Below are 25,033 nucleotides of genomic sequence, written 5' to 3'. Positions count from 1 at the left end.
CGGCGAGTCACGCCTCCCCGAGGATCCTGCGAAAGATGTCCACATAGCTGACGATGCCGAGCAGCGCGCCTTCTGCGTCGACGACCGGGAGCGCGCCGATCTTGTGCTCGAGCATGAGCTCCATGAGCTCGGTCATGTCCGCGTCGGGACCGACGCTCACGACATTGCCGCTCATGATCGTGGATACCGGCATCGTGGACACCGGCACGCCGGTCTTCTGTTGCCCTGCGTCAACCACGGCGGCGTTCGCCGAGTAGGGCAACTGGAGCCCTCGCAGATCGCGATCGCTGAGCATCCCGACCAGCTCCCCCTGCTCGTCGAGGACCGGCAGGTGGCGGAAGTCCGTCGTCTGGAGCACGTCCACCGCCTCGGCGATGGGGTCGTCGACCCGCACGGTCCGGGGGTTCTCGGTCATGAGCTCGGCGGCGCTGATCCTGGGTATCGTGAGCAACGACATCTCGCTCCGCGCCTAATGCAACTCGCGGACCAGTGGAGCCCTCGATGAGACGCGCCGCCCGCCTCCCGACGTCCCCTCCGCGCCGAGGCCCGCTGCGCGCTCGCGAGCGCGGGTCCGCAGGCTCCGTCTCGCTCGAGGTGCGGATACGCGACGCGCGCGAGCGCAGCTGGCCTGATCCCTGAGGGGTGTTCCACGAGCGAGTTGACGACGCGCGCGGAGGACCGTAGTTTCGGCGCCCAATGACCCCAAGCGGTTATCTCGAGCGGATCCTGCGCGCCCGCGTCTACGACGTGGCCCAGGAAAGCCCCCTGGAGGATGCGCCGCGGCTCTCCGCGCGCCTGGGCAATCGCGTGCTGATCAAGCGCGAGGATCTGCAGCCCGTCTTCTCCTTCAAGCTGCGCGGCGCCTACAACAAGATCTCCTCGCTGAGCGCGGCCGAGAAGGCGCGCGGCGTGATCGCCGCATCCGCGGGCAACCACGCGCAGGGGGTGGCGCTGGCCGCTCAGCGGCTCGGCATCCGCGCCTGCATCGTGATGCCGACCACGACGCCCCGGATCAAGGTCGACGCCGTGCGTGCGCTCGGCGCGGAGATCGAGCTGATCGGGGATTCCTACGACGAAGCCTACGCCCACGCCAAGGCGCTCGAAGAGCGCGAGGGGCTGACCTTCGTGCACCCGTACGACGACCCGGACGTGATCGCGGGTCAGGGCACCATCGCCATGGAGATCATGCGCCAGCATCGCGGACCGCTGGACGCCATCTTCGTGCCCGTGGGCGGCGGCGGGCTGATCGCCGGAATCGGCGCGTATATCAAGCACCTGTACCCCGAGATCAAGGTCATCGGCGTGGAGCCGGACGACGCCGCGAGTCTGCGCGCGGCGCTCGACGCGGGCGAGCGGGTGCGGCTGAGTCAGGTCGGGCTGTTCGCCGACGGCGTGGCGGTCCGTCAGGTGGGCGAGGAGCCGTTTCGCATCGCCCGGCGGTGCGTGGATGACGTGATCGTGGTGGACACCGACGCCATCTGCGCCGCCATCAAGGACATCTTCGACGACACGCGCTCGATCGCCGAACCGTCGGGCGCGCTGGCGGTCGCGGGACTCAAGGCGTACGTCGAGCGCGAAGGCCTGGACGGAAAGACGCTTGTGGCGATCCTCAGCGGTGCGAACATGAACTTCGACCGCCTGCGGCACGTTGTCGAGCGGGCAGAGCTGGGCGAGCAGCGCGAGGCGCTGTTCGCGGTCACCATTCCGGAGCGACCGGGCGCGTTCCGTGAGTTCTGCCAGCTGCTCGGGCGCGCGACCATCACGGAGTTCAATTATCGTTTTGGACGCGCGGACGAGGCGCAGATCTTCGTCGGCGTGGGCCTGGCGCACGGGCGCAAGCAGCGCGACGAGGTGCTGGAGCGCCTCCACGACGCAAAGCTTCCGGTCATCGACCTCAGCATGGACGAGATGGCCAAGTTGCACGTGCGCTACATGGTCGGCGGGCGCGCCCCGACAGCCAACGAGCGGCTCCTGCGCTTCGAGTTCCCGGAGCGCCCCGGGGCGCTGATGCAATTCCTCACGCACATCGGCGGGCGCTGGAACATCAGCCTGTTCCATTACCGCAACCACGGCGCCGCCTTCGGGCGAGTCCTCGCCGCGTTGCAGGTCCCGGAGGCCGAATACAACGAGTTCGACCGTTTTCTCACCGCGCTCGGTTACCCGTTCATCGAAGAGACAAGGAACGCGGCCTATCATCTGTTCTTGAGGTGATGAGCCGCTGAAAGCCCGACACCCCCTGGGTCGTCCGGCCTTCGAGCATCTGTCCCGTGCGGCTTCTTCGATTGTCCCGGCCGCTGTCCCGGCTGTCGCAACCGGCCTCTCGGGCTGGCTGCATTCTTCAATCATTTCGGGTGGGCCATGAGGGACTTGAACCTTCAGTCAATGGATGAAGGGACCAGACGGATTGGTTAGAAGCCGCCCGCTCGCCTCGCAACCCCGCCCAAGAACCCGGATCCAAGGCAAAGCCCTCCCGGCAGCCTCCGGGTCGAGTTTCAACTCTCCCGGGAGGCTCTCGACAGCCTCCGGGTTGAGTTTCAACTCTCCCGGGAGGCTCTCGACAGCCTCCGGGTTGAGTTTCAACTCTCCCGGGAGGCTCTCGACAGCCTCCGGGTTGAGTTTCAACTCTCCCGGGAGGCTCTCGACAGCCTCCGACCGGCGGCCCGAGCCGAGCCGCACCGCCAGACACGGAGGTCAGGACGCCCAGCCGCGGCGGCCAACCTCGACGAGCCGCGCGGCGTCGGGGGTGTCCTGCGCAACGTGATCATCGTGGGCGTGGACTTCGAGCTCCGCCGCCCGCAGCGCCTGGACGACCAGCGTCCGAACGCGAGGAGGCCCGGACGCGGCTCGGTCGGGCGAGCACGCTGCCCCCGCCGTTCGGCGCCCGTGAGCCGAAGCGGACGGACAGGTAAAAGGGCACCCCAGAACGCCGAAAGCCCGGCGACCCATGGGGTCTCGGGCTTTCGAGCATCTGTCCCAACCGCTTCTCGCAGCGGCCAGGGCTCCTCAGTCATCTCGGGTGGGCCATGAAGGACTTGAACCTTCAGCCAATGGATTAAGAGTCCACTGCTCTACCAATTGAGCTAATGGCCCGGATGAGTTGTCAAACCGATGGATTCTGAAACAGTCCCGGGATCTGGCCGGATCGCTTGCGTCGTCCGTTGAGCCCGGTACGCCCGGCCTGATTCGAACAGGCGACTTTCGGATTCGAAGTCCGACGCTCTATCCAGCTGAGCTACGGGCGCTCCTGCGCGCCCCTCGGCGAGGCACGCGGAACGCTTCTAACCGCACCGGAGCCGTTGTGTCAAGGCGATGAAGCGACCTGACGCGCAATTCTCAGGCCGCCGTCTCCGGTGAGCCTGGACGGACGCTCCCATGAGCTCGCCCGCGCGGCGCGGCGCACCTCCACCTGCCGCAGCCGGCGGAGCGCCCCTCGCGCCCACGCCTTCCGCCTCGCCTCGCCTCGCCGCCGGCGGCGTGTGACCGCGAAAGAATTTCTCTGCCCGCCGCGCCGCGGGTAGGGTCCGCCCCCGGTCATGCCGTTGCTTCGCCCGCTCTCTCGCCGCGGCTTCGCCTCCCGGGGTCCTGTCGCCGCGCTCCTTCTCGCGCTCGCGCTCTCGGTCGCGACGCCGGCCCTGGGCGCCCCGGCGAGCACACAGCCGGCCTCGGCGGAGCAGCAGCCGGACAGGCGCCCGCAGGGCAAGCGCTCCGCCGCGCGCCGGAGCTCGGCCGGCGATGAGGGCGGAGCGCGGGCGGCACGGAGCGCCGGGGCGAAGGGGAAGGCCGCGGACCGCGCGAGCAAGAAGCGCGCGGCGAAGCGGGACGAGACCTCCCGCGCGGCGCGCCGCGGCACCGCCGCCGAGGCCGACGAGCACAGGCTGCTGTCGAAGGGGGCGCCCAACCGGGGACGGTTGACCGGCGCGGTGCGGCTCCGGTCGTCGAGGCACCTCAAGACGCGCGAGGGCGCCAGGACATGGGGGCTGCCCGTGCTCGTGAAGGCCCTGCGGCGCGCCGCCTTCCAGGTGGCCAAGAAGCACGGCGACTCCGCGCTGCTCGTCGGAGATCTCTCGGCCAGGACGGGGGGCCCGCTCGACGGGCACAACTCCCACCAGACGGGGCGCGACGTCGACGTCGGGTTCTACGTCGTGAACTCGAAGGGCAGGACGCTGCGCACCGACCGGTTCGTGGCGTTCGACGACAGGGGCAACGCCATCGGCCTCCCCGGGGCGCGGTTCGACGACAAGCGCAACTGGGCGCTCGTCGAGGCGCTGCTCCAGGACCGGCAGGCAAGGGTCAAGTACCTGTTCGTGACCGACGCGCTGAAGGCGCGGCTGCTCGCCCACGCCGCGAAGAAGCGCGTCCCGGCGGAGCTCCGGACCCGGGCCGCCGCCGCGATGATGAGCCCCAGGGACGCCGATCTGCACAACGACCACTTCCACATCCGCGTGATGTGCCCCCCGTCGATGCGCGCCGCCTGCATCGAGGAGTCGCTCGCCCGCCCGGCGTGCGCCGCCGACGAAGCGAAGAAGCCGCTCGACGCCAGCGCGCCCGCCGCGTCCGCGCCGGCAGCGGGCGCCGCCGCCGCGTCCGCGCCGGCAGTGGGCGCCGCCGCCTCGTCCGCGCCGTCAGCGAGCGCCGCCGCCGCGGACGCCCCCCGCTGACGCCCCGCCGCGCTCAGGCCGCCGGCACGGCCCCGGGCGGCGCCGCGCCGTCCGCGAGCTCCACCACGACCGGCGCGTGATCGGAAGGGCGCTGGAGCTCCCGCGGGCGCGTGTCGATCGACACATCGGTGCATCGCGCGGCGAGCGGCCGCGTCAGCAGCGCGAGGTCGATCCGGAGGCCCTTGTTGCGCCGGAACGCGCCCATCCGGTAATCCCACCAGCTGTACGCCGCCTTGGCGGGGTGACAGGCGCGGAACGCGTCCACGAGCCCCCACTCCATCAGGCGACCCAGCGCCGCCCGCTCGTCCGGATGGAAGAGCACCTGCCCTTCCCACTTCTTCGGCTCGGCGACGTCGATGGCCTCGGGCGCCACGTTGAAGTCGCCGCAGATCAGGATCTCCTGATCGGGCCGGTAGCTCGCCTCGAGCTCGCGCCGGAGCCGCTCCAGCCAGGCGAGCTTGTAGGCGAACGCCGGCGTGCCCACCGCCTGCCCGTTGGGCACGTAGACGTTGATGATCCGGATCCCCTCGACCGTGGCCGACAGCATCCGCCGGGCGACGTCTTCCTCGTCGCCGTCGAGGCCCTTCTTCACGTCGTCCACCGACAGGCCGAAGCGCGCGGCGATCGCGACGCCGTTGTAGGACTTCTGGCCGAAGATGACCGACCGGTAGCCCACCTCGGAGAGCGCGGCCTCGGGGAAGCTGCCGTCCTCGACCTTCGTCTCCTGCATGCAGACGACATCGGGCGCGGCGCGGACCAGCCAGCTCGTGAGCTGCTCGAGCCGCGTGCGGATGGAGTTCACGTTCCAGGACGCGATGCGCATGGGTCCCCTCACCGATAATGGATGGACAGCAGGACGGAAAGCCTGGATCCGGGGGCGCGCGCGCCGTTCACCCCGTTCACCGGGGACAGGGGAGCGCCGGTCACAGGGCCGCCCGGATCACGTCGAAGAGGCCGTCCGGATCGTCGACGTGGAGCCAGTGACCGGCGCGCGGGAGGACGTGGACCGAGAGCCAGGGCGCGCGCGCCGAGAGCGCCTCGAAGCGGGCGCGCGACGCCGGCGGGATCGACGCCGACCTGCCGCCGAGGACGACATGGATGCGCCGCGCCTCGACCCCCGGGCCGGGCGGCGCCGGCGGGTCCTCCAGGACGTGCCACAGATCGCGGGCGAAGTAGTCGGTGAGCAGCTCGTTCAGGACGTCGAGGTCGAGCCGGATGCGAAAGCCGTCGCCGTCGCGGCGGACGTTCATCGCCAGCCACTCGGCGATGCCGCGGCTCAACCCGGCGGCCTGCACCGCCTCCAGGAACGCCTCGCGCGACGCGATCGGCTGCGGGATCGCGCGGAGCAGCTCGAGCACGCCGGGGCTCTCCGAGCCGCTCTCGCCGGCGGGCCTGGCGCTCGGATCGACGTCGAGGAGGAAGCCGCGCTCGATGCCCTCGGGCCGGCGCTCGAGGTAGGCGAGGGCCACCTTGCCGCCGAACGAGTGGCCCATGACGCCGCGGACATCGAGGCCGAGGCGGTCGCCCAGCCGGAGCAGGTCGTCGGCCGCCGCCGCGATGGTGTGCGGCGCAGGCGGGCTCTGCGACATGCCGTGGGCCCGCAGGTCGACAAGGATGAAGCCCCACGGCCGGGCCGCGGCGCCGGGCGCGCCGCCGGCGGTCTGGGCGTCGGCGAGGCGCCGGACGAAGGTGCGCCAGTTGGCGCCGGAGCCGAAGATGCCGTGCAGCACGAGCATCCAGCGGGCAGGCGCCGCGGCGGGCGCGGTGACGAGGGCGTGGTGGGGCACGAAGGCGGCGTGGGCGTTCATGGCTCTCCGGGCGGCGCAAGCGCGCGGCCTGCGCCTAGCGCTAGCATGGCTCCATGGTCAAGAAGCCCCCCATCGCGCCGGCGAGCGCGGACGCCGCGGAGGACCAGGTCGTCCAGCCGCCGAGGCCGGAGCGCTTTCATGGATCGACGCTCACCGGGGCCGATTTCGACGACGTCGACCTGCGCGGCGCGCGCCTCCACAACGTCGCCCTCACGAAGGCCGATTTCGACGACGTCGACCTGCGCGGCGCGCGCCTCCACAACGTCGCCCTCACGAAGGCCGATTTCGACGACGTCGACCTGCGCGGCGCACGCCTCCACAATGCCGCGCTCGCGGCGGCCGAGCTCGACGACGTCGACCTGCGCGGCGCACGCCTCCACAACGTCGCCCTCGCGAAGGCCGAGCTCGATGACGTGGACCTGCGCGGCGCACGCATCGACGACACCGACGCCGCGGAGACCCGGTGGTCCGGCGCGAGCCTGCGCGGCGCTCGGATCGAGGCGTCGGACCTCCGCGACGTCACGATCGTCGGCTGCAAGATCGATGGGCTCACCATCGACGGCGTGCGGATCGATCGCCTGCTCGAGGACGCGAAGCGCCGAGCGAGCGCGAGCTTGGCGCCTCCGGGGAGGCGGAAATCGAAACGCCCCGCTCCCACGAAGTGAGAGGGGGCGCGCGCCCGCGCCGTGACAGCGGCCGGACTACGCCTCGATGAGCCCGGTGCGGACCGCGATGCGGGTCAGCTCGACCGCGCTCTTACATCCGAGCTTCGCGTAGATGCGCACGCGGTGGGTCTCCACCGTCTTCGGGCTGATCGTGAGCCGCGCGGCCGTCTCGCGCGTCGACACGCCGGCCGCGAGCAGCCGGAGCACCTGGCGCTCGCGCGGCGTCAGCGCGTCGAGGCCGCCGGAGCCCTCGCTCGCCGGCTTGCGCATCGCCCGCACGACCGCGCCCGCGATGCTCGAGGACAGCGGCGCGCCGCCCGTCGCGATCCGGCGGATGCCCTCGACGACCTCCTCGAGCTTCGAGGTCTTCACGAGGTATCCCTGCGCCCCGGCGCGCAGCGCCTCGGCGACGCGGAACTCGTCGTCGTAGCCGCTCAGCACGAGCAGCTTCGCCTGCGGCAGCTGCGCTCTCAGCGCCCCGAGCAGCTCGATGCCGTCCCGGTCGGGGATGTTGAGATCGACAAGCACCACGTCCGGCTTGCAGCTCGCCGTTTCGCGCAAGGCGTCGGCTGCTGTCCCGGCCTGGCCCACGACGACCATGTCGGGCTCGTCCGAGAGCGCTCGAGCGAAGCCTTCGCGGACGACCGGATGATCGTCGATCAGATAAATGTGCAGCTTGCTAGCAGGGGTTTCCGCCATGATGACCACAGGGGGATTGGAGTGTCCTTCGGGCCACAATTCGATACCCGCAAGCAGTCCAAGTCAAGCTGCTCGGGTCGTCCTGGGAGGAACCTTACAGGGGTATCAGGTGCTCAACGATCTGCAAGCAACGGCGCGGCGGCAAGCCCAATTGATAAGGAAAACTCCGTCCTGAGCGAGTTTCGGAGCTCAGTGGAGATCTGCGGCGTGGGAGGCGCCACGACGCGACGCCGCGGCATGCCCCATGCCGTCGCGGCGGCCGTCTGTTATCCTTTGCGCGTCTCATGCGCCGAAAAGGCCAGCGATCGAGAGGAATTGGATGAGCTCGCCAGGCCCTTCTCCATGCCTGGCCGGCGCCTCGCCGCTCGCGCGCGCGGAGATCTTCATCGTCGACGACGACCCCGCGCTCGTCGAATCGCTGATGGACCTGCTCTCCGACGAGGGCTACCGCGTTCAGGGGTTCACACGACCGCTGGAGGCGCTCGATCGTCTCGCCCGCGGCGACCGGCCGCGGGCCGTGCTGCTCGACTACGTGATGCCCGAGATGACCGGCGATGAGTTCCTCGCCGCGCTCGCCGCGGCGGGCGTCGAGGTGCCAGTCCTCCTGCTCTCCGGGGTGAGCGAGCCCAGCATTCGCGGCGCCGTGGCCGGCGTGCTCGCGAAGCCGTTCGACGTCGACCGCCTCCTCGTGGTGCTCGCTCGGCTGACCGGCACCGTGCAGCGCTAGCCCACCGCCGCCGCGCCCCTCCCTGCTCCCGGCCTGCACAGGCGCGGCGGCACGCTCCTCGCGTACCGTGGTCCCCGGGGGAAGCCGGGGATGTCGTCACTCCTAGACAGCGCCGCCGGGCCGCCTGCCCTCACGCGAGGCGGGCCGGGCAGCCCGGGCCTCGCGAGCCCGCCGGCGGCCGCGACCAGGCTGCCGGCCGAGCTGCACCACCGCTTCCGCTTCATCGCGATCGACGCGAGCCTCCTCCCGGAGGCGGCCGACGCGGCTGCGGCGCTGCTCGCGGTGGGGGCGCGCGTGGCGCTCCTCGCCCGCGAGGGCGTGCCCCACCTCGCGCGGCGGCTCGAGCGCGTCGTGCGGCCGGAGAACCGCAGGCGGCTCTTCGTCGGCGCGCTCGGGGGCGCGGAGCTCTACGGCTTCGATCGCCGCGGCGCCGCGATCGCGCTGGTCGACAGGGCGGAGCCGCACGGGCGCTCCGCGGTCGCCGCGCTGCTCGCGCAGGTGATCGCGCCGCTCCGCATCGCGCGGCACGACTGGCTCGCGATCTCGCCGGACCCGGGCGGGGGCGCGCCGGCCGCGGACGCCCGCGGGCTGCGCGACGCGCCCGAGCTCGCCGGCGCGATCCACGCGACGGCCGGCGCGCAGCGGCTCGGCGAGATCCTCGCGCTCCAGCGCGAGCTCGACCGGGAGCTCGGCCCGCTCGCGGCGCCGCGCGACGCCGCGTGGTCCATCGAGGAGCCGGGGTTCGACGTGGCGCGCGAGCACGAGATCGAGTCGCTGCTCGCGATCGCCAACGGCTACATCGGCTCGCGCGCGTCGCTCCCGGAGGGCTCGCGCGTGTCGCGGCCGGCGACGTTCATCGCGGGCGCATTCGAGCCCTCGGCCGACGTGAGCCGCGTCCCGGAGCTCGTGATCGCCCCCGACTGGGGCCGGCTGAGCGTCACCATCGAGGGCGAGTCGTTCTCCGCGGAGACGAGCGGCGTGCTGCACCACCTCCGCGCGCTCGACATGCGGCGCGGCGTGCTGCTGCGCGAGTGCCTGCGGCGCGGCGAGGCGGGGCACCTCACGCACCTGCACACGCTCCACGCGGCGTCGCTCGCGAACCGCCATGTCCTCGTCGAGGCGCTCAGCGTCGCCCCCCTGAACTTCACCGGCACGATCCGCGTCGACGCGATCCTGAGCGGCGACGTGAAGAGCGCGAGCGGCGCGGCGCACTGGGAGCGCTTCACGGCGGACGCGAGCGCGGACAGCCTGCTCCTCGTCGGGCACACGCGCGGCGGGCTCGAGACCGCGATGACCTCGCACCTGCGCGTGCTCCCGGGGCAGGCCGCCGAGGGCTCGCCCCCGCCCGAGGCCGGGGAGGGCGCGTGCTGCGAGCGCACCGAGGGCGCGCGCTCCATCGCCGAGCGCTGCGACATCAGCGTCCGCGTCGCCGAGCCGCGCCGCCTCTTCCGGACGACGACGCTGCACACGTCGCGCGAAGCGCCCGCGCCGCGCGAGGCGGGCGAGGCGCTCCAGGCGGAGCTCTCGCGGCGCGCCATGGACGACGTGCTCGGCGAGCACGCGCGCGCGTGGGCAGAGCGCTGGCGCCGCGCCGACGTCGAGATCGACGGCGCTCCGAAGATCGAGCGGGCGCTCCGGTTCGCCCTGTACCACCTCATCGGCGCCGCGAACCCGGACGACCCGCGCTGCTCCATCGGCGCGCGCGCGCTCAGCGGGGAGGCGTACCGCGGCCACGTCTTCTGGGACACCGATATCTTCCTCGTCCCCTTCTACACGCACTGCTACCCCGAGGCCGCGCGCGCGCTGATGCTGTACAGGCACCGCACCCTGGCGGGCGCGCGCCGCAAGGCGAAGGCGCTCGGCTACGAGGGCGCCCTCTACGCGTGGGAGTCGGCGGACACGGGCGACGAGACGACGCCGCCGCTCGTCGTCACGCCGTTCGGCGAGGTGACCCGGGTGCTCTCCGGCGAGCAGGAGCACCACATCAGCGCCGACGTCGCCTACGCGGCGCACGCTTACGGCCGCGCGACCGGCGATCTCGACTTCGAGCGCGGCGAGGGGGCCGAGATCCTCATCGAGACCGCGCGCTTCTGGGCGAGCCGCGCCGAGATCGGGGCGGACGGCCTCGCCCACATCCGGCGGGTCATCGGGCCGGACGAGTACCACGAGGCCGTCGACGACAACGCGTTCACGAACTGGATGGCGCGGTACAACCTCCGCGCCGCCGCGGACGTCGTCCGGCGCGGCGTCGCGCGGGGCGACGTGCTCGCGCGGCTCGACCTCCGGCCCGAGGAGGTCGACCGCTTTCGCGACGTCGCGGATCGCATGGTCCTCGGGATCGACCCGCGCACGGGCCTGATCGAGCAGTTCGCGGGCTACTTCCGCCTCGAGCCGTTCTCGATCGCCGACTACGCCGTGCGCAGCGCGCCGATCGACGTGCTGCTCGGGCGCGAGCGGACGCAGGCCTGCCAGGTGGTGAAGCAGGCAGACGTCGTGCAGCTCCTCGCGCTGCTCTGGAGCGCGGTGCCCGCGGGCGCTCGGCGCGACAACTTCCTCTACTACGAGCCGCGCACCGCCCACGGGAGCTCGCTGAGCCCGGGCATGCACGCGCTCGTCGCCGCCCGGCTCGATCTCCACGCGCACGCCGAGCGCTACTTCGACCAGACCGCCGACATCGATCTTAGCAACACGATGGGCAACGCCGCGGTAGGCGTGCACATCGCCGCGATGGGCAGCCTCTGGCAGGCGGTCGCGTTCGGCGTCGCCGGCGTCACGCGGGTGCCGCGGAGCGCGCTCTCGCAGCAGCTCCCTCACGCGCCGCCCAGCGCGGGCGAGGACGAGGCGATCGCCATCGAGCCGCACCTGCTTCCGGGCTGGCGGCACCTCAAGATCCCGATCTTCTGGCGAGGGCGCGCGCTCGAGATCCACGTGGAGGACGGCGCGGTGGAGGTCGCGCTCGAGGGGAGCGCGCCGCTGCCGATCGGCCAGCTGGACGCGGGCGCGCCCGCCTCGGCCGTGCTGGCCGAGCCGGGGCGCCGCTATGCCACGCGGCGGATCGGCGGCCGGTTCCAGCCATGGGAGGAGGTCACGACATGCTGAGCGCTGTGCGCGATGGGTCTCTCGGCGAACGCGGGGCGCTGTCCGGGCCGGCCGCCGAGGCCGAGCCGTTGATCGGGGCGCGCGAGGGGGGCGACGAGGCCTCGCCGGAGAGCGGCGCGCGGAGCAGGAACGTGCTCGTCGCGCTCCACGGCCGCCGCGCCCACCTCGACGCCCTCGGGCTCGGGCGGATCATCGCCGGCGCGTTCCAGGCGCCGCTGCACGGGCTCCTCGTCTGCTTCGAGCCGATTGACGCGAGCGAGGTGCCCGCCCACCTCGGGGTCGCCCCGGAGGCGCTGCAGGGCGTGGTGCTGCAGGTCGCGGCGAGCGAGGATCCGCCGGGCGCGCTCGCGTTGGCGGCGAGGGGCCACGGGGCCTCGATCGTGGTGGTGGCCTCCGAGCCGGAGGAGCTCCTGGACGAGCGCCTGGGCGTCGGCCGGCTCGCCGCGCGCGCGCTGGAGGCCGCCGCCTACGGGGTCGTCGTCATCGGCCCGGCGACCCGGTCGTCGTCGCGGCTGGAGCGCATCCTCCTGCCGCTCGACGGGACCCCCAGCACGGCCGCCGCCATCGCCCCCGCCGGAGAGCTCGCCCGCAGGCTCGGCGCCGAGCTCGACATCGTGATGGTCGGCTGCGCCTCGCCGCGGAAGGAGGCCGACGACGACGCACCGCCCGTCTCGGCGCCGGCGCCCTCCGAGCCGGGCGCGATGGTGGCGCCGCTGTACGTCGACCAGCCCCACCATGAGTGGCCCGCGTTCACCGAGGAGTTCCTGGGCCGGTTCCTGAGCGCGATCGGCCACTGCCCCCACGACGTCGCCACGCGGTTCTTCCTCGGCAAGGGCGAGCCGGCGGCCGAGATCCTGCGGTTCGCCGGCCAGCTGGCGAGCGATCTCGTGGTGCTGGTCTGGCACGGGCAGCTCGAGGATCACCACGGCGGCGTCTTCCGCGACGTGCTCTGCGGCGCCCCCTGCCCGGTGATGGTCCTGCGGCGATAGAGCGCGCTCCCCGCGCGCGCTCCGGCGCGCTCGCCGGCGCGGATCGGCGCGCCGGCGCCCCGCCGGTCGGGCGCCACGCCAACGAGCGGCGAAAGGCGCTATCGTGCGCCGCCATGGTCTCCCGGAAGCTGCCCGCCAGCGAGTGCCGCAAGATCGTCGAGCCCCAGAGCTTCCGCTTCTCCTCGACGGAGGAGGTCGCGCCGCTGTCTGCAGGCATCGGCTCGCAGGAGCGCGCCCTCGCCGCGCTCGCCTTCGGTCTCGACATCCGCCAGCCCCGCTTCCACGTCGTCGTCGTCGGCGCGCCGGGCACGGGCCGCACGTTCTGCGCCCGCGCCGTCGCGAAGCGCATCGCCGCGAGCCGCCCCACGCCCGACGACATCCTCCTCTTGCCGAACCCCCACCGCCCGAGCGAGCCGACGGTCCTGTCGCTCCCCCCGGGCGAGGGGCGCCCCTTCGTCGAGGCGATGGAGGAGCTCCACGAGAAGCTCGTCGACGCCCTGCGCGGCGCGACCGAGGGCGAGCGCTTCAAGCAGGCGCGCGGCAAGATCCAGCGCCGGGTCAACGCGGAGGAGCGGCGGCTCGAGGAGCAGCTCAAGTCCGCGGCGCGCGAGCTCGGCCTCGACCTCGTCCGCGGCGACGACGAGGTGCAGATCACCTCGATCCAGGACGCCTCGACCTCGCCGGACAGCGAGGCCCTGCTCACCATCGCCGGCTCCATCGAGGAGTTCGAGATGCGGCTCGCCACGGTGCAGGACGAGGCCGACGTCGAGCTGCGCGGCGTCGTGAAGCAGCTGCTCAGCGACGGCGTGAAGGGCTGTTTCCAGCCGGTGCGCGCGCGCTTCGAGGGGCGCGACGACATCAGCGCCTTCCTCGCGGACGTCGAGACGGTCGTGTCGAAGGAGTTCCGCCTGCTCGTCGACGAGGCGCGCGGCGAGGAGGGCGGCGGCACCCTGCCGCGCGGCGTGGTCGTCCCGACGCTGCTCACCGAGCACACGCCCGACTCCGGCGCCCCCGTCGTGGAGGTCCCCTACCCCACGCTGAGCGCCCTCTTCGGCCGCACCCACGCGCCGCCCGACTCCGGCTTCCCGCCGGAGCCTGGCTTCGCCGTCGCGGGCGCGCTCCACGAGGCGGCCGGCGGCTTCCTCATCCTGCCCGCGGGCGCGCTCCTCAAGAACGAGGCGCTCTACGAGCAGCTCAAGGCCTGCCTCCTCGCCGGCAAGTTCATCGTGCCCGAGCACAACCCGTCGTACTTCCGCGGCACCTCGGAGGAGCTGCTCTTCCCGCCGATCCCGATCGACGTGAAGGTCGTCCTCGTCACGAACCCGCAGCTCTACCAGGACCTGCACGACGCCGATCCCGAGTTCTCGCAGCTCTTCAAGGTGCAGGCGCGCTTCGAGACGACGATCTCGCTCGACCAGGCGCTGCTCACCTACCCCGTGTTCCTCGCCGGCTTCGCGCACGATCGCGGCCTGCCGCCGATCACGGCCGACGGCGTGACCGCGCTCCTCTTCCACGGCGGCCGGCTCGCGGAGAGCCAGACCAAGGTGAGCGCGCAGCTCGGGATCATCGCCGAGGTCGCGACCGAGGCCGGCTACCGGGCCCAGCGCCGCGGCCGCAAGGTCATCGACGGCCCCGAGGTCAACGAGGCGCTCGAGTCGGCCCGCCGCCGCGGCAGCCATTTCCGCGACCACGTGCACGAGATGCTCTCCGACGGGACGATCCGCATCGACGTGACCGGCCGGCGCGTCGGGCAGGTCAACGCGATCTCGGTCCTGTCGGACGGCCCGCAGACGTTCGGCCGCCCCTGCCGGGTGACGGCGGTCGTCTACCCGGGCCGCGAGGGCCCGGTGAACATCGCGCGCGAGGTCGAGATGTCCGGCCCGCTCCACAGCAAGGGCGTGCTCGTCCTCACGGGCTTCCTCGCGGACCGGTTCGCCCAGCGCCGCCCGCTGTCGTTCGGGGCCTCGCTCGTCTTCGAGCAGACCTACGAGCCGATCGAGGGCGACAGCGCCTCGTCGAGCGAGCTGTACGCGCTCCTGTCGGCGCTCTCCGGCGTCCCGATCCTGCAGGAGCTCGCCGCGACGGGCAGCATCGACCAGCAGGGGAGCATCCAGCCCGTCGGCGGCATCAACGAGAAGATCGAGGCCTTCTTCGATCTGTGCGCCGCCAAGGGCCTGACGGGCGAGCAGGGCGTGCTGATCCCGAGCGCCAACCGCGACGCGCTCATGCTGCGGGGCGACGTCATCACGGCGATCGAGGCCGGCCGCTTCCACGTGTTCGAGGTGAGCTCGGTCGAGGAGGGCATCGAGATCATCACCGGCGTCCCGGCGGGCGTCGCCGACGCGGAAGGGAGGTATCCGGAGGGGACCGTATTCCACGCGGCGGACCAGCGGCTCGAGCGCTTCCACCAGGCGATCGCCGACACGATGAGAGGGGGGCCGAGCGCGGATCCCCGGAGCATGCTCCGGGGTCGCTGAGGAGGCCCCCATGCTGGCGTCGTCGCAGCGCTTCGAGCCGGCCGCGGTCCGCCCCGACCAGGTCGCGCGCGCCGCCGGTCCGCCCGATGAGCCCGCCGGATGATCGGGCTCATCGACGAGAAGTGACGGACTCTCGCTCTCCGGGCCGTCTCTCGCCGACCCCCGCAGCTCAGCGCTTCACCCGAGGCTCCGGAGAGGCGGTGAGCTCCGCCTCGCGCCGCGCACTCGTCGAGGCGCGCGCAGCGCCGTGGAGCCGCGATTCTCCAGAAGGCATCGAGTCGGCCGACTGGGCACCAAATTCAGCCGACTGGGCGACTGTCAATCGCCATTTGCCTGATTCACCGTACAGAAACGCCCGTATGCTGCTTGTGGGCAGCCCAGCCCGCCCGGACGATCGGGTGGGCTCGTGGCTGGGATTCCGGTGGACCGTGGGGGGTGCAACGTTGCGAGCGGTTGGCGTCTGGTAGAAAAAGGATGCTGTACGCAAAATGCATCGGGCCAGGTAGGCTTCTCACGACGGCCGGGGGAGAAGGCATGCCAACCTGCACGGGTGGCCAATGAGGGTGGGGGCGCCGCGGGGGGGCATCGGCGGGTGCAGCGCCGGTTCAGCCACGACCGTGCGGTCCGCCGTGGCGGCTGCCCTCGCTGACCGGAGCCTGCCTGGGAGGCTCCCATGATCCACCCGTCGGACAACCCGCCTCATCGCATCCTCATCGTGGACGACAGCCCCACGTACCTGCACCAGGTCGCGGCGGCGATGCGCGACGAGGGCTACGTCGCGGTGCTCGCCCACTCGGGGGAGGAGGCGCTCGCGCGGCTCACGGCGGCGCGCGTCGACGGGATCCTGCTCGACATGGTGATGCCGGGGCTGTCGGGTCCGGCCACGTGCCTCCGCATCAAGGCGAACGCCGCGTGGCGGTCGATCCCGCTCCTCATGCTCACCGGCCGGGACGACCACAAGGCGATCCTCGACGCCCTCTCGGCCGGCGCCGACGACTTCGTCACGAAGACGGGCGAGCTCACCGTGCTCAAGGCGCGCCTGCGCGCGCAGCTGCGCCGCAAGCACTACGAGGACGAGAACCGCAGGATGCGCGAGCTCCTCCTGCGCCGGGAGATGGAGGCGGCCGAGGCGCGCGCCGACCGGCGCCTCAAGCAGAGCGAGGAGCGGTTCCGCCTCATCGTCGAGGGCGTGCAGGACTACGCCATCTTCATGCTCGATCCCGCGGGCCGCATCGCCAGCTGGAACCCGGGCGCCGAGCGGATCAACGGCTACCGCGAGGACGAGATCCTCGGCCGTCACTGCTCGGTCCTCTTCCCGCCGGAGGACATCGAGCTCGGCAGGCCCGCCGCGGAGCTCGAGTGCACGGTGGAGACCGGCCGCTCGGTCCAGGAGGGCTACCGCGTCCGCAAGGACGGCACGCGCTACTGGGCGAACGAGGTGATCAGCGTCCTCTTCGACGAGGCCGGGCGCCTGCGCGGCTTCGCGAAGGTCACCCGCGACGTGACCGAGCGCCGCCGGGTCCACGAGGCGCAGCGCATCCTCGTCTCGGCCGGGCAGATCCTCGGCGAGTCGCTGGACTTCGAGGAGACGTTGCGGCGCGTGGTCCGCGTCGCGCTCCCTGATTTCGCCCAGATCTGCGTGCTCCTCCTGCAGGACGAGTCCGGCGCGCTCGAGCGGCAGGTGACCGCCCACGCGGATCAATCGATGGCGGCGGCGACCGAGCTCCTCGGCAAGCTCACGGCCGACTCCGCCGGGCGCGGGATCGGCAAGGTCCTGCGCACGGCGCAGCCGGAGCTCATCCCCCGGGTGACCGACTCGTTCGTCCGCGCGATCTCCTTCGATCAGGCGCACTACGAGGCGCTGCGCTCGCTCTCCCTCGCCTCGCACCTCGCGGTCCCGCTGACCGCGCGCGGCCGGACGCTGGGCACGCTCTCGTTCGCCTCGACCCACCGGCGCTACGACGCCGTCGATCTCGATCTCGCGCAGGATCTCGCGCGGCGCGCGGCCCTGGCCGTCGACAACGCCCGGCTCTACCGCGAGGCGAAGCTCGCCGTGCGCGCGCGCGACGAGTTTCTCACGATCGCCTCCCACGAGCTCCGCACGCCGCTCACGCCCATGCAGCTGCAGGTCGACGGCCTGCTGCGCGCCGGCAAGCGCGGCGATCTCACGGCCGAGCGCGCGACGCCGCGGCTCGAGATGATCAAGCGGCAGGTCGAGCGGCTCGCCCGGCTCATCACGAACCTGCTCGACATCTCGCGCATCTCCGCGGGCCGCCTGCAGATCGAGCTCGAGGACGTCGATCTGGCGGCCACGGTGAACGACGTGCTGGATCGGTTCCGCGACGAGCTCTCCGCGGCGGGCTGCCCGGTCGACCTGTCGGCCTCCGCCTCGATCGTCGGCCGGTGGGACCGCCTGCGCCTCGATCAGATCGTCACGAACCTCCTCTCGAACGCCATCAAGTACGGCGCCGGCAAGCCCATCGACGTCGCGGTCCGGGACCTCGGGGATCGCGCCCGCCTGGTGGTGCGGGATCGCGGCATCGGCATCGCGCCGGACCAGCAGGCCCGCATCTTCGAGCGCTTCGAGCGCGCCGTCTCCAGCGAGAACTACAGCGGCTTCGGCATGGGGCTGTGGATCGTGCGGCAGATCGCCGACGCGCTCGGGGCGACGATCGAGGTCGACAGCCGCCCGGGCGACGGGGCGACGTTCACCGTCGACCTGCCGAAGACGCTCGCCTGACGCGCCCGCGCCGCGCGCGCTACAGCACCCGCCGCACCCGGCGGCGCTGCTCGATCATGTGCTGCGTGATCTGCTGCCGGCCCTCGGCGCGCTCGACCAGCGTCCACACGTTGTCGCCGCGCTCCCTGCCCGCGCAGTCGAGGAGCGCGTCGGCCGCCTGCTCGGCGGGGATGAGCCCGTCGTGCCGCCCCGGCAGCTCCACCACGGCGACGCGCGTGCAGAGCCCGCCCATCGTCGCGAGCATCCGGCGCACGACCTCGCGGAAGATCGCCTCGTCGAACGCGTCGCGCCGGCCGGCGCCGAACAGGACGAGCTTGTCGAAGGCCATGCGCGGCTTGCACGGGATCATCACGACCTCGCCGAGCTCGCAGGTGATCAGGCCCTGCCGCCTCAGCTCCGAGAGCCGGCCGCCGAGCCGCCAGTCGCAGAGGCCGGCCACGCCGTGGGCGGGCAGCGCGTCGCTGAAGGGGGCGCACGCGAGCACCTCGGAGTCGAGCTCGTCGAGGCTCTGCAGGTCGGGGGAGATGAACCGGAGCTCCACGGGATCAGACGCTGATGGCGCCCTTGCGGAAGTCGCTCTTCGCGATCTTCACGTTGACGCACGCGGGCCTGCCGCACCGGAACGCCTCGTCCAGCGCGGGCCCGAGCTCCTCGACGCGCTCGACCCAGGCCCCGAAGCCGCCGAGCGCCTCCACCACGCGGTCGTACCGGGTGAGGTCGAGCGACGTCGCGGGCGCGCGGCCCTCGCCGTAGATCTCGACCTGCCCGCGCCGGATCTGCGTCCAGGCCGCGTCGTTCCCGATCACGCTCACGACGGGGATCCCCTGGCGCACCATCGCCTCGAACTCGAGCGCGTGGAACCCGAACGAGCCGTCGCCGTACACGAGCACCACGTTGGCCTCGGGCCGCGCGAGCTTGGCCGCCATCGCGTAGCCCGGTCCGACGCCGAGGGTCCCGAGCGGGCCTGGGTCCATCCAGAGCTGCGGCCACTCGAGCTTCAGCACGTTCGCGGCCGTGGCGACGAAGTCGCCGCCGTCGCCGATGACGATGTCGTGCTTGCCGAGCCGCTTGCCGATCTCCGCGCAGACGCGCAGCGGGTTCGGCGGATCGCCGTCGCTCGCGATCTCGGCCAGCATCTTCGCGCGCGACCGCTCCTCGGCCTCGCGCACGGCCGAGAGCCACGGCTCGGCCGACTTCTCGGTCACCTCCGCGAGCAGCTGCTCCAGCACGACGCCGCTGTCCCCGTCGATCCCGAGGTCCACGCGGCGGTTCCTGCCGAGCTCGCTGCCGTCGAGATCGATCTGGACGACCTTCGCGGCCGGGCCGATCGCGCGGCCGTACTCGAGCCGGAAGTCGAAGGGCGTGCCGAGCACCACGCAGAGATCGGTCTGCGAGAGCGCGAAGCGGCGCGAGCGGCTCATCAGCCCCGGGTGGGCGTGGGGCAGCGCGCCGCGGGCCATGCCGTTCAGGTAGAAGGGCGCCTTCACGGCGTCGGCGAAGCGGCGCAGCGCGTCCCGCCGCGGCGACCAGCGGAGCTGGCTCCCGACGATGAACATGGGCCGCTCGGCCTCCCTCAGCAGGGTCGCGGCGCGCGCGACGGCGGCCGGGTCGCCGCCGGGGCGGGCCGGGGCCATGGGCGCGGTGGCCGGCGCCTCGTCGCCTGCGAAGCCCATCAGGAGGTCGAGCGGCATCTCGAGGAAGACCGGGCCTGGCACGTTCGCCTGGGCGACGCGGAAGGCCGAGTCCACGTACTCCTGGATGCGGTCGGTCGAGGGGACGGCGGCGCTCCACTTCGAGATGGGGCGCATCAGCTCGACGTGGTTCATGTCCTGCAGCGAGCCCATGTCGGCGAGGGCGCGCGGGCCGGCGCCGCCGATCACCACCATCGGGATCCCCGCGCGCTGCGCGTTGGCGACGGCCGTCACCACGTCCGTGACGCCCGGTCCCGCGGTGACCGCGCACACCCCTGGCCTCCCGGTGACCCGCGCGTACCCGTCGGCGGCGTGGCCGGCCGTCTGCTCGTGCCGCACGTCGACGACGCGGATGCCGTCGTCCAGGCACCCGTCATAGATCGCCTGGATGTGTCCGCCGCACAGGGTGAAGAGGTGGGTCACCCCGTGTCTCGCGAGCGCCTTCGAGACGAGCTTGCCGCCGTGCACCTGCGCCATGGGGCCGGCATATACCATGTGCGCCCCAGCGTCCTCCCGGCGAGCGGGCCGTTCTCGAGCCGCCGCGCTGCCGCCGGCGCCGCGCGCCGGGCAAGCCGCCTCACCGGCCGGGGCGCTCGCCTTCCCGGGACCGACCCCGGCGGCTTCCCGGGACCGACCCCGGCGGCTTCCCGGGACCGACCCCGGCGGCTTCCCGGGACCGACCCCGGCGGCCGCGCGCGCGGCGCCGCTGCGCTCGGAGCTCCACCCCACGACGGCGCCGGCGGGTCGTGCCCGCCGCGGGGGTGCCGCCTCTGAACCGCCACGAGCGGAGGATGAGGAGAAGGCTCGGTGTTCTTCCCAACCTCTCGATCTCCTTCGAGCGTGCTCCGGGGCCAGCGCACCACGCTCTCGGCGCGCGCGCCGCCTCCCCGGCCCGCATAGCCACGCTGTCGGCGGACCTGGGCGTCCATGCCGCCCCCGGGGAATACCCCGCTTGCAGCGGACAGTGCTGTAAAAATCCAGCAACGCTACAGGATCGACTCCGCCCCTGCCTGCGAGATTGTCGTCCACCCGGCGCGACCGGCGCCATGATGTCCGCTGCCAGGCGCTGTTCTCTCCGGGCGATGAAATGATATAGTTGGCCTCTTATTGCAGCTGCCAGCTCGACACCGCCATCTCTCTCGACCTCTCCCCGTCGCCCCTGCCCCGCAGCCGCCGGCCTGGGGACGGCTCCGGACGTTTCGGACGAGGATTGCTCCCACGGCGCGCCACCGCCGCCCGCGCTCCCCGCAACCTGGTGGAAACATTCGGGCGTGGACCGGACCCACACGCGAGCATCTGTGAGCAAGTTAACCGGTTCAGTCACCGGGAGCTCAGCGAGCACATGGTGGTTGGTGAGAAGGAGCATGTCCTGCTGGCTGCCCCGAGCGCGGCGCGCGGTCGAGAGCTCGGGGCGCTCGACGAGGGCGGCGGGCCGTGGCGGCGGGGAGGCGACCCGGGAACATGGCCGCGCTGGCGCGGCGCGCGCGCCGCATCGCGACGACACGCGATCTCCTTTACGTATGCGCGCCAACTTCCTTGAGGTGCGGCAACCTCGGCGGGCTCGAGGCGCCGTCGCGCCACGACGACCGTTTCGCCGGCGTGACGGGTGAACGCAAGCCATCCTGTACGACGCTCTCGTGGACGCTGGCTTCACATCCTACGTCCCGAGCGGCGTCTACTACGTGCACGCCGACTTCATCCGTCCGGGTGTGCCTCAGCCACCGGGATGGACTCCGTCCTCGGTACATCATTTCATCGACGCGCGATCGGTCAGGGCATCACTCGCTGAAGATGGGCCAACTTTCTCGACGAATTTGCGCACCCGGCCGCGTGGGCAGCCGTGCGCAGGGTCCTTCCTTCTCGCAGCGTTCATTTCAAATATCCTGCTCTCACAGAACGTTATCCAATACACCAAACGAACGCGTGACTGCTTACATGAGCTGGCGACCTTGTTGTTTTCTATTTCGGGAAAGCTCTGTATCGGTTATGCGGGATAAGAGGACGCGCAATAGCGCTTCGCTGGAGTAGCATCTTCCTATGTCGGAGCCCCCTAGTAGCAGCAGTCAGTTGATCCGGATTCCCATCGTACTGGCGCTCGACTGCAGCCCCGGTTTCCTGGTCCGTTGCCGCAGGGTTGCGGCGCGCGCTCGTTTCCTTGTCCGCTCCTGCGAGGCGGCGTCGGCCTGGGGGATCGCGGTCCGCCTCCGCCCGCTGGCGATCGTCCTGCCGAGCCACCTGCACGACCGCGCGCCGCGGACGTTCGAGCTGCTCGCGGAGGACGCGGGAGCGCGCCTCGTCGTCGTGGAGTCCGAGCAGCTGCCCGCGGGCGAGCTGGAGGGGCACATCACCCACGCGATCGGCGAGGCGACGCGCGCCCGAGGCGCGTAGCCGGGCAGCAGCCGCCGCACGACTCGACAGCCGCCGCACGACTCGACAGCCGCCGCACGACTCGACAGCCGAGGGCCTCAGTCCGTGCGGACCCCCGCGGTGAAGTGGAAGCCCCAGGTGTGGTCGAGCGGCGGGCCGAGCTCCTCGTCGAAGGGAAGCAGCAGGCCCGCTCGGACGAACGCGGCCTTGCGCTCCATCGCGAGGAACGGCTCGAGGGCGAGGACGTAGAGATTGCGCGCGACGGCGTGCCGGATGTCCACGTTGTCGAACGTGACAAGCGCCATGCCCTGCACGCGCACGCCGCCGCCGATCCCATGGCCGATCTGGAGCTCGGCGGCGTGCTGGATGGCGACCTCGTACTCGTCGTTGCGGCCGAGCGGGATGTAGAGCACCGGCTCGATCTGGGCGCGCGCGATCAGCGGGCCGACGTGGGCCTCGGCGCCGAGGCGCGCGTGGATCGGGAGGATGCTCGGGAAGTATTCGTGGAGGTCCCAGTAGGCCCGGCTCGCGCCGACCGGCTCGTAGCTGTCGTGGTCGTGGGTCTGGCCCGAGAGCGTCGCCAGCCCGACGGCGCCGCCCACCGTGAGCCAGAGCGTCCGGCCGACGCGACCGACGTGGTGGGCACCGAGCATCACGTTGCCGAGCACGGCGTCGGTCCGCTCATCCATTGCGAGCCCGAAGGGGACGCGGACGTCGAGGAACGTGTGCTCGGCGAACGGCACGCGGGCAAAGAGGGCGATCGCGAGCCCGGAGACGTCGCTGTCGCCGCCGGTGAACGACGAGGTCTCCACGCCGATCGCCCCGCGCCGGCCGCGCGGGACGCTCCCCCCGTCAAGCGCGCGGGCGGGGTCCGGCGCGGGAGCGGGCGGCGGCCCCAGCTCGGAGTTTGAGAGGGACGTGGACCAGGTCTCCGTGCCGCGCTTCAGGGTTACCGCGGGCTCGGCCGGCGCCTCGGCGGGCGGCTCGGCGCCCGCGGGCAGCTCGGCGCCCGCAGGCAGCTCGGCGCCCGCGGGCAGCTCGGCAGCTCCCGGCGCGGGCAGTGATCCCTCCGGCCCAGGTGCGGCCGCTGCCGGCGCCCCGGGCGCTGCCGGCACAGGGCTCGCGGGCGGCTGCGGCGCGCCGGGCACCAGGACGGGCGGCTGCGGCGCGCCGGATGCTGGCTGCGGCGCGCCAGGCGCCGGCTGCGGCGCGCCGGATGCTGCGCCAGACGCCGGCTGCGGCGCGCCAGGCGTCGGCTGCGGCGCGCCAGGCGCTGGAGGCGTCCCCGCTCGCGCGGAAGGACTCGGCGGCGCTCCCGCCGGCGCCGAGGAGGTGGGCGCCGGGCGCGTCGCCGGGCGAGGCGTCGCGGGCTGCGCGACGGTCGGCGCGGCCGCGAGCGTCGCCGCCGCCAGCCAGGAAAGCGAGGACAAGACCAGGATTCGACGTTGCATCGTGTCTCCTTGGAGCGCGCATCCTATCGTCTCGGAAGGCGCGCGCGGTCGGCTCCGACGAGCACCGCGCGCACGAAGCGCGGCCGCGCCCGGGCAGCCCGCCGCGGCGTCGAACCCGGGCGATGCCTCGAGAACGAGGCGAGCACCGCGCGCACGCCGCCGTGGAGCGGCGGCCCGAGACGCGGCTCCACACGGCGGCGTGCGCGCGGCGCTACAGCAGCGCCGAGAGCGCCGCCGCGAGCCGCTCGTACTGCGGCCTGTCGTTGTAGATCTGCGCCGAGATCCGGAGGAACCGCCGCGGGGACGCGGGCCAGGCGAACACCGGCACCTCGATCCCCCACCGCTCGAGGAGCGCGTCCTGGAGCGGGTCGAGGCGCAGCGGCGACGACGGCGCGTCGGGGAGCGGCACCGTCGCGAGCGCGCCGATCATCGCGTCGGGGCTCGGCGGCGGGCAGCCGAGCGCCCCGCAGAGCAGGTCGCGCGCGGCGAGCGCCGTCGCCCGGTTGTGCGCCCGGAGCGCGGGCCAGCCGCCGGGCAGGAGCGCTCCCATCGCGCGGATCGCGTCCGCGATGCAGAGGGCCGCGCTCGGATCCCAGGTGCCCGTCCAGTCGAACTCGAGCAGGAAGCGCGACCGGTCAGCGCGCGGCGAGTTGGCGCCGTGGCTGATGCAGAGCGGGCGAACCGAGCCCTGCCTGTCCCGCCGCACGTGGAGGAACGCCGCGCCCTTCGGCGCGCAGATCCATTTGTGGCAGTTGCCTGTGTAATAGGCCGCCCCGAGGGCGCGGAGGTCGAGCGGCAGCATGCCGGGCGCGTGCGCCCCGTCGACGAGGACGTCCACGCCGCGGCCAGCGAGCTCGGCGGACAGCGCGGCGACCGGGAACACGAGCCCGGTCGGGCTCGTCACGTGGTCGACCAGGACGAGCCGCGTCCGCGGCCCCACCCGCGCGAGCACCGCCTCGACCACCCGCTCGGGCGCCACGATCGGGAACGGCACCGGCGCCACAACGACGCGCGCCCCGGCGCGGGCCGCGACGGCCTCGATCGCATTGCGGCAGGCGTTGTACCCGTGATCGGTGACGCAGAGCTCGTCGTCGGGACCGAGCGAGAGCGACCGCAGCACCGTGTTGACCCCGGCGGTCGCGCTGGGCACGAACGCGAGGTCTTCCGGGTCGGCGCCGACGAACGCGGCGAGCTCCCCTCGGGCCGCGTCGAGCAGCGGCTCGAGCTCGCGGAGAAAGAAGCGGACCGGCTCGCGCTCGAGCTGGTCGCGGTAGCGCTGCTGCGCCGCGAGCACCGGGCGCGGGCAGGCGCCGAACGAGCCATGGTTCAGGAAGGTGACGGCCGGGTCGAGCGGCCAGAGCTCACGCACGGCGCCGGCGCGCGACTCCGGGAAGGCGTTGGGGTTCATGGGGGGTCGAGTGCCCAGGGAGGTGAGATGTCGGACGGCCCGGGACAATGTCGCGCGCGACCCCCCGTGTCGAGGGCCCACGCGAGGTGTATCAATGTGGATCCATGGTGTACTTATCAATCAACGTTGATTGGCTCATCAACCGTGATCGTCTGCCAGGGTGTGCGCAGAGCTCGGTCAACCCATCCATGATGGACACCTCGACGGTCCATCATGGATGGGAGTGGACACCTCGACGGTCCATCATGGATGGG

The 25,033-nt window shown here is 72.5% G+C and carries 18 protein-coding genes and 2 tRNA genes; 9 read left to right on the top strand and 11 right to left on the bottom strand.

What is annotated here, in order from left to right; translation table 11 throughout:
• Window positions 1–7 precede the first annotated feature (7 nt).
• Window positions 8–457: a CBS domain-containing protein gene (locus tag WMF28_RS41005; protein WP_437599164.1), complete on the bottom strand. Its 450-nt coding sequence runs from the start codon at window positions 455–457 to the stop codon at window positions 8–10.
• Between the two features lie 239 nt (window positions 458–696).
• Between WMF28_RS41005 and ilvA the strand changes: the two genes are divergently transcribed.
• On the top strand, window positions 697–2,211 hold the full coding sequence (gene ilvA, locus WMF28_RS41000) for a threonine ammonia-lyase, biosynthetic (protein WP_437599163.1): 1,515 nt from the start codon (window positions 697–699) through the stop codon (window positions 2,209–2,211).
• Between the two features lie 168 nt (window positions 2,212–2,379).
• Here ilvA and WMF28_RS40995 read toward each other — a convergent pair whose 3' ends face one another.
• From WMF28_RS40995 to WMF28_RS40985, 3 genes are all read right to left on the bottom strand, one after another.
• Complete coding sequence (locus tag WMF28_RS40995) at window positions 2,380–2,622, bottom strand: hypothetical protein (RefSeq protein WP_437599162.1); 243 nt, start codon at window positions 2,620–2,622, stop codon at window positions 2,380–2,382.
• Between the two features lie 395 nt (window positions 2,623–3,017).
• Window positions 3,018–3,090 (bottom strand) — tRNA-Lys (locus WMF28_RS40990).
• Between the two features lie 78 nt (window positions 3,091–3,168).
• Window positions 3,169–3,242: transfer RNA gene (locus WMF28_RS40985), tRNA-Arg, on the bottom strand.
• Window positions 3,243–3,533: 291 nt separating this feature from the next.
• Here WMF28_RS40985 and WMF28_RS40980 point away from each other — a divergent pair.
• A complete protein-coding gene (locus WMF28_RS40980; RefSeq protein ID WP_437599161.1) occupies window positions 3,534–4,658 on the top strand; it encodes a penicillin-insensitive murein endopeptidase in 1,125 nt (374 codons plus the stop codon).
• A 13-nt stretch (window positions 4,659–4,671) separates the two neighbouring features.
• Here the strand turns inward: WMF28_RS40980 and xth are convergent, their stop codons facing one another.
• Together xth and WMF28_RS40970 are read right to left on the bottom strand one after the other, a co-directional pair.
• Window positions 4,672–5,481, bottom strand: a complete 810-nt coding sequence (gene xth, locus WMF28_RS40975) for an exodeoxyribonuclease III (protein ID WP_437576560.1) — start codon at window positions 5,479–5,481, stop codon at window positions 4,672–4,674.
• 100 nt (window positions 5,482–5,581) lie between these two features.
• On the bottom strand, window positions 5,582–6,466 hold the full coding sequence (locus tag WMF28_RS40970) for an alpha/beta fold hydrolase (RefSeq protein ID WP_437599160.1): 885 nt from the start codon (window positions 6,464–6,466) through the stop codon (window positions 5,582–5,584).
• A gap of 53 nt (window positions 6,467–6,519) precedes the next feature.
• Between WMF28_RS40970 and WMF28_RS40965 the strand changes: the two genes are divergently transcribed.
• Window positions 6,520–7,131 carry a pentapeptide repeat-containing protein gene (locus WMF28_RS40965; RefSeq protein WP_437599159.1) on the top strand — a complete coding sequence of 204 codons (612 nt, stop codon included), beginning with the start codon at window positions 6,520–6,522 and terminating at the stop codon, window positions 7,129–7,131.
• 36 nt (window positions 7,132–7,167) lie between these two features.
• Here the strand turns inward: WMF28_RS40965 and WMF28_RS40960 are convergent, their stop codons facing one another.
• Window positions 7,168–7,830, bottom strand: a complete 663-nt coding sequence (locus WMF28_RS40960) for a response regulator (RefSeq protein ID WP_434043867.1) — start codon at window positions 7,828–7,830, stop codon at window positions 7,168–7,170.
• Window positions 7,831–8,149: 319 nt separating this feature from the next.
• Here WMF28_RS40960 and WMF28_RS40955 point away from each other — a divergent pair, with 319 nt between their 5' ends.
• The 5 genes from WMF28_RS40955 to WMF28_RS40935 all read left to right on the top strand — a co-directional run bounded on the left by WMF28_RS40955 (window position 8,150) and on the right by WMF28_RS40935 (window position 17,862).
• Window positions 8,150–8,557 (top strand): response regulator, encoded by a 408-nt coding sequence (locus WMF28_RS40955; RefSeq protein ID WP_437599158.1) that lies wholly within the window; start codon window positions 8,150–8,152, stop codon window positions 8,555–8,557.
• Window positions 8,558–8,647: 90 nt separating this feature from the next.
• Window positions 8,648–11,656 carry a glycoside hydrolase family 65 protein gene (locus WMF28_RS40950; protein WP_437599156.1) on the top strand — a complete coding sequence of 1,003 codons (3,009 nt, stop codon included), beginning with the start codon at window positions 8,648–8,650 and terminating at the stop codon, window positions 11,654–11,656.
• Entirely contained in the window at window positions 11,650–12,645 is a 996-nt protein-coding gene (locus WMF28_RS40945) for a universal stress protein (RefSeq protein ID WP_437599155.1), read from the top strand. Before WMF28_RS40950 ends, WMF28_RS40945 begins: the two co-directional genes overlap by 7 nt.
• A 113-nt stretch (window positions 12,646–12,758) precedes the next feature.
• Window positions 12,759–15,122: a Lon protease family protein gene (locus WMF28_RS40940; RefSeq protein WP_437599154.1), complete on the top strand. Its 2,364-nt coding sequence runs from the start codon at window positions 12,759–12,761 to the stop codon at window positions 15,120–15,122.
• A 673-nt stretch (window positions 15,123–15,795) separates the two neighbouring features.
• Entirely contained in the window at window positions 15,796–17,862 is a 2,067-nt protein-coding gene (locus WMF28_RS40935) for an ATP-binding protein (protein WP_437599153.1), read from the top strand.
• 19 nt (window positions 17,863–17,881) lie between these two features.
• Here WMF28_RS40935 and WMF28_RS40930 read toward each other — a convergent pair whose 3' ends face one another.
• Both WMF28_RS40930 and WMF28_RS40925 read right to left on the bottom strand, forming a co-directional pair.
• Window positions 17,882–18,403 (bottom strand): M17 family peptidase N-terminal domain-containing protein, encoded by a 522-nt coding sequence (locus WMF28_RS40930; RefSeq protein WP_437599152.1) that lies wholly within the window; start codon window positions 18,401–18,403, stop codon window positions 17,882–17,884.
• Between the two features lie 4 nt (window positions 18,404–18,407).
• Window positions 18,408–20,030 (bottom strand): thiamine pyrophosphate-binding protein, encoded by a 1,623-nt coding sequence (locus tag WMF28_RS40925; protein ID WP_437599151.1) that lies wholly within the window; start codon window positions 20,028–20,030, stop codon window positions 18,408–18,410.
• 1,590 nt (window positions 20,031–21,620) lie between these two features.
• On the opposite strand from WMF28_RS40925, the gene WMF28_RS40920 reads away from it, so the two are divergent.
• On the top strand, window positions 21,621–21,941 hold the full coding sequence (locus WMF28_RS40920) for a hypothetical protein (protein ID WP_437599150.1): 321 nt from the start codon (window positions 21,621–21,623) through the stop codon (window positions 21,939–21,941).
• A gap of 77 nt (window positions 21,942–22,018) precedes the next feature.
• Here the strand turns inward: WMF28_RS40920 and WMF28_RS40915 are convergent, their stop codons facing one another.
• A complete protein-coding gene (locus tag WMF28_RS40915) occupies window positions 22,019–23,371 on the bottom strand; it encodes a hypothetical protein (protein WP_437599149.1) in 1,353 nt (450 codons plus the stop codon).
• A 211-nt stretch (window positions 23,372–23,582) separates the two neighbouring features.
• A complete protein-coding gene (locus tag WMF28_RS40910; protein WP_437599148.1) occupies window positions 23,583–24,779 on the bottom strand; it encodes an aminotransferase class V-fold PLP-dependent enzyme in 1,197 nt (398 codons plus the stop codon).
• Window positions 24,780–25,033 lie beyond the last annotated feature (254 nt).

Source organism: Sorangium sp. So ce590 (assembly GCF_051521365.1).
Classification (GTDB): Bacteria; Myxococcota_A; Polyangia; order Polyangiales; family Polyangiaceae; genus Sorangium.
The sequence above is the reverse complement of the archived record's forward strand: the minus strand, read 5'-3'. Positions and strand labels throughout refer to the sequence as shown.

Bases quoted from the DNA above. Each gene is read 5' to 3' on its own strand.
- WMF28_RS40960 (WP_434043867.1), bottom strand. From the start codon at position 7,830: ATGGCGGAAACCCCTGCTAGCAAGCTGCACATTTATCTGATCGACGAT.
- WMF28_RS40965 (WP_437599159.1), top strand. From the start codon at position 6,520: ATGGTCAAGAAGCCCCCCATCGCGCCGGCGAGCGCGGACGCCGCGGAG.
- WMF28_RS40950 (WP_437599156.1), top strand. From the start codon at position 8,648: ATGTCGTCACTCCTAGACAGCGCCGCCGGGCCGCCTGCCCTCACGCGA.
- WMF28_RS40910 (WP_437599148.1), bottom strand. From the start codon at position 24,779: ATGAACCCCAACGCCTTCCCGGAGTCGCGCGCCGGCGCCGTGCGTGAG.
- ilvA (WP_437599163.1), top strand. From the start codon at position 697: ATGACCCCAAGCGGTTATCTCGAGCGGATCCTGCGCGCCCGCGTCTAC.
- xth (WP_437576560.1), bottom strand. From the start codon at position 5,481: ATGCGCATCGCGTCCTGGAACGTGAACTCCATCCGCACGCGGCTCGAG.
- WMF28_RS41005 (WP_437599164.1), bottom strand. From the start codon at position 457: ATGTCGTTGCTCACGATACCCAGGATCAGCGCCGCCGAGCTCATGACC.
- WMF28_RS40935 (WP_437599153.1), top strand. From the start codon at position 15,796: ATGATCCACCCGTCGGACAACCCGCCTCATCGCATCCTCATCGTGGAC.
- WMF28_RS40915 (WP_437599149.1), bottom strand. From the start codon at position 23,371: ATGCAACGTCGAATCCTGGTCTTGTCCTCGCTTTCCTGGCTGGCGGCG.
- WMF28_RS40980 (WP_437599161.1), top strand. From the start codon at position 3,534: ATGCCGTTGCTTCGCCCGCTCTCTCGCCGCGGCTTCGCCTCCCGGGGT.
- WMF28_RS40955 (WP_437599158.1), top strand. From the start codon at position 8,150: ATGAGCTCGCCAGGCCCTTCTCCATGCCTGGCCGGCGCCTCGCCGCTC.
- WMF28_RS40945 (WP_437599155.1), top strand. From the start codon at position 11,650: ATGCTGAGCGCTGTGCGCGATGGGTCTCTCGGCGAACGCGGGGCGCTG.
- WMF28_RS40925 (WP_437599151.1), bottom strand. From the start codon at position 20,030: ATGGCGCAGGTGCACGGCGGCAAGCTCGTCTCGAAGGCGCTCGCGAGA.
- WMF28_RS40940 (WP_437599154.1), top strand. From the start codon at position 12,759: ATGGTCTCCCGGAAGCTGCCCGCCAGCGAGTGCCGCAAGATCGTCGAG.
- WMF28_RS40970 (WP_437599160.1), bottom strand. From the start codon at position 6,466: ATGAACGCCCACGCCGCCTTCGTGCCCCACCACGCCCTCGTCACCGCG.